General features: G+C 32.3%; 7 protein-coding genes. All 7 read left to right on the top strand.

Features of this window, described 5'->3' with window-relative positions; translation table 11 throughout:
• Nucleotides 1–78: 78 nt before the first annotated feature.
• On the top strand, nucleotides 79–378 hold the full coding sequence (locus EGI22_RS15145) for a GIY-YIG nuclease family protein (RefSeq protein WP_255069303.1): 300 nt from the start codon (nucleotides 79–81) through the stop codon (nucleotides 376–378).
• A 107-nt stretch (nucleotides 379–485) separates the two neighbouring features.
• On the top strand, nucleotides 486–785 hold the full coding sequence (locus EGI22_RS15150; RefSeq protein ID WP_255069303.1) for a GIY-YIG nuclease family protein: 300 nt from the start codon (nucleotides 486–488) through the stop codon (nucleotides 783–785).
• Nucleotides 786–892: 107 nt separating this feature from the next.
• Nucleotides 893–1,192 carry a GIY-YIG nuclease family protein gene (locus EGI22_RS15155; protein ID WP_255069303.1) on the top strand — a complete coding sequence of 100 codons (300 nt, stop codon included), beginning with the start codon at nucleotides 893–895 and terminating at the stop codon, nucleotides 1,190–1,192.
• A 107-nt stretch (nucleotides 1,193–1,299) separates the two neighbouring features.
• Nucleotides 1,300–1,599, top strand: coding sequence for a GIY-YIG nuclease family protein (locus EGI22_RS15160; protein ID WP_255069303.1), 300 nt, complete (start codon nucleotides 1,300–1,302; stop codon nucleotides 1,597–1,599).
• 107 nt (nucleotides 1,600–1,706) lie between these two features.
• Nucleotides 1,707–2,000: a GIY-YIG nuclease family protein gene (locus EGI22_RS24135; RefSeq protein WP_369010876.1), complete on the top strand. Its 294-nt coding sequence runs from the start codon at nucleotides 1,707–1,709 to the stop codon at nucleotides 1,998–2,000.
• Between the two features lie 194 nt (nucleotides 2,001–2,194).
• On the top strand, nucleotides 2,195–3,433 hold the full coding sequence (locus EGI22_RS15165; protein WP_255066565.1) for an HD domain-containing protein: 1,239 nt from the start codon (nucleotides 2,195–2,197) through the stop codon (nucleotides 3,431–3,433).
• A gap of 30 nt (nucleotides 3,434–3,463) precedes the next feature.
• Nucleotides 3,464–3,648, top strand: a 185-nt coding sequence (locus tag EGI22_RS15170; RefSeq protein WP_310588166.1) for an LpxD N-terminal domain-containing protein, incomplete at its 3' end; no start/stop codon positions are given.

A 3,648-nucleotide genomic window follows, 5' to 3' on the forward strand; every position in this document is an offset into this window, starting at 1 on the left:
CAGTAGGTGCCTGGTTCGATCCCAGGTGGGCCCACAAACCTCTTCAAATTTGAAGAGGTTTTTTTTATGCTATTTTTCATGAATGATATTTGCTGTTACATCTTATTTTCAGAAAAAATCAATAAATTCTATATTGGTGCAACTCAGTCTAATTTAGAAATAAGAATTAAGAATCACAATTCACATTTTTATCAAGGCCAACACTTCTCAAATTCTGCTGAAGATTGGAATTTATTTTTAAAAATCCCAACTGATAATTATGCCCATGCCATTCGACTAGAGAGAAAAATCAAATCTATGAAAAGCTCAAAATACATTTCCAACTTGAAAAAATATCCAGATTTAATTACTAAAATTTTAGAAGAAACAAAGAATTAAGCAACTGACTCTCCCGAAAGCTTTCGGGACAGTAGGTGCCTGGTTCGATCCCAGGTGGGCCCACAAACCTCTTCAAATTTGAAGAGGTTTTTTTTATGCTATTTTTCATGAATGATATTTGCTGTTACATCTTATTTTCAGAAAAAATCAATAAATTCTATATTGGTGCAACTCAGTCTAATTTAGAAATAAGAATTAAGAATCACAATTCACATTTTTATCAAGGCCAACACTTCTCAAATTCTGCTGAAGATTGGAATTTATTTTTAAAAATCCCAACTGATAATTATGCCCATGCCATTCGACTAGAGAGAAAAATCAAATCTATGAAAAGCTCAAAATACATTTCCAACTTGAAAAAATATCCAGATTTAATTACTAAAATTTTAGAAGAAACAAAGAATTAAGCAACTGACTCTCCCGAAAGCTTTCGGGACAGTAGGTGCCTGGTTCGATCCCAGGTGGGCCCACAAACCTCTTCAAATTTGAAGAGGTTTTTTTTATGCTATTTTTCATGAATGATATTTGCTGTTACATCTTATTTTCAGAAAAAATCAATAAATTCTATATTGGTGCAACTCAGTCTAATTTAGAAATAAGAATTAAGAATCACAATTCACATTTTTATCAAGGCCAACACTTCTCAAATTCTGCTGAAGATTGGAATTTATTTTTAAAAATCCCAACTGATAATTATGCCCATGCCATTCGACTAGAGAGAAAAATCAAATCTATGAAAAGCTCAAAATACATTTCCAACTTGAAAAAATATCCAGATTTAATTACTAAAATTTTAGAAGAAACAAAGAATTAAGCAACTGACTCTCCCGAAAGCTTTCGGGACAGTAGGTGCCTGGTTCGATCCCAGGTGGGCCCACAAACCTCTTCAAATTTGAAGAGGTTTTTTTTATGCTATTTTTCATGAATGATATTTGCTGTTACATCTTATTTTCAGAAAAAATCAATAAATTCTATATTGGTGCAACTCAGTCTAATTTAGAAATAAGAATTAAGAATCACAATTCACATTTTTATCAAGGCCAACACTTCTCAAATTCTGCTGAAGATTGGAATTTATTTTTAAAAATCCCAACTGATAATTATGCCCATGCCATTCGACTAGAGAGAAAAATCAAATCTATGAAAAGCTCAAAATACATTTCCAACTTGAAAAAATATCCAGATTTAATTACTAAAATTTTAGAAGAAACAAAGAATTAAGCAACTGACTCTCCCGAAAGCTTTCGGGACAGTAGGTGCCTGGTTCGATCCCAGGTGGGCCCACAAACCTCTTCAAATTTGAAGAGGTTTTTTTTATGCTATTTTTCATGAATGATATTTGCTGTTACATCTTATTTTCAGAAAAAATCAATAAATTCTATATTGGTGCAACTCAGTCTAATTTAGAAATAAGAATTAAGAATCACAATTCACATTTTTATCATGGCCAACACTTCTCAAATTCTGCTGAAGATTGGAATTTATTTTTAAAAATCCCAACTGATAATTATTCTCATGCCATTCGACTAGAGAGAAAAATCGAATCTATGAAAAGCTCCAAATATATTCATAACTTGAAAAAATATGCAGATTTAATTACTAAAATTTTAGAAGAAACATAGAATTAAGCAACTGACACTCCCGAAAGCTTTCGGGACAGTAGGTGCCTGGTTCGATCCCAGGTGGGCCCACAATCCTCTTCAAATTTGAAGAGTTTTTTTTTATTAATAAAGTTAAGGTAAAAGTTAATGCCTTAATTTCCCCTTTTTTTTAGAACTTTGTACTGTAAATTTTCTCCAAAACATTTTAATCTATTTTGACAAACAAACGCAAAATATTCAATGATCCAGTTTATGGTTTCATAACTATACCTTCGGATTTTATATTTGAAATAGTACAACATCCATATTTTCAAAGACTTCGTAGGATAAAACAATTGGGTATGGCGGAATTGGTTTATCCAGGGGCCTTTCATTCGAGGTTTCAGCACGCATTAGGAGCTATGCACTTAATGAATGAGGCTCTGAATACTTTGCAAAGCAAAGGTTTGCTAATTATGGAAGTTGAAAAAGAAGCTGCACAAGTGGCGATTCTTTTGCACGATATTGGCCATGGCCCTTTTTCACATGTTTTAGAATATGCTTTACTGAAAGGTGTCAATCATGAAGCCATTTCCTTATTATTAATGGAAGACCTAAACAAGCAATTTGATGGAAAATTAAGCTTGGCAATTGAAATGTTTAAAGGAACCTATAATAGAAGTTTTTTTCATCAATTGATTTCTAGCCAGTTAGACATGGACAGGATGGATTATCTAAATAGAGATAGTTTTTATTCGGGCGTGGCTGAAGGAAAAATCGGAGCAGAAAGAATCATAAAAATGCTAAATGTAGTTGATAATGAGTTGGTTGTTGAAGAAAAAGGACTCCTAAGTGTCGAGAACTTCTTGGTAGCTAGAAGGCTAATGTATTGGCAAGTATATCTTCATAAAACTTCGATTTGTTCCGAAACTATGGTTTTGAAGATTTTCGAAAGGGTAAAAGACCTAATAGCCGATGGAATTACAATTGAAATCCCAAGAAATCTGGAAGTATTTATTAAGGAAAATATAAGTTTGGATGATTTCAAAAACGATAATAAGTATTTGCAGAATTTCATTCAATTAGACGATACAGATATATGGTATGCATTAAAATCATGGCAATCCCACAGTGACCAAACGCTTTCTTTGCTTTGCAAAAATTTGATAGAGCGAAATCTCTTCAAAATAAAAATCGAAGTGGGCCTAAATACAGAAGAAATAGAGAGAGGATTTCTAGAAAAATTACACAATAAAAACATTCCAAAATCTCTCCAAAAATACTACTATAAAATAGGTAATATAAGCAACAGTGGATATGCTTCTCAAAACGAAAATATAAAAATTCTCATGAAAAATGGGACAATATTGGACGTTTCAGAGGCATCGGACTTGCCGACCATCAAGGCTATGAGTAATATTGTCAAAAAAAATTATATTTGTTATGCCAATGACGTATATTTACCGTCAATTTAGTGGCCATATATCTCATTTTAAATAAAATAAATGGAGTTTTCTATAAATCAAATTGCTCTTCTTTTAGGTGGTGAAGTGGTAGGAAATGGCGAGGCCAAAATCAACAATTTTGCAAAAATAGAAGAGGGATCTGAGGGCTGTATTTCATTTTTAGCCAACCTAAAATATGAAAATTTCCTATATTCTACACAATCGACTGCCGTTTTAGTATCTAA

It is taken from the genome of Lacihabitans sp. LS3-19, from assembly GCF_024343575.1.
Taxonomy (GTDB): Bacteria; Bacteroidota; Bacteroidia; order Cytophagales; family Spirosomataceae; genus Leadbetterella.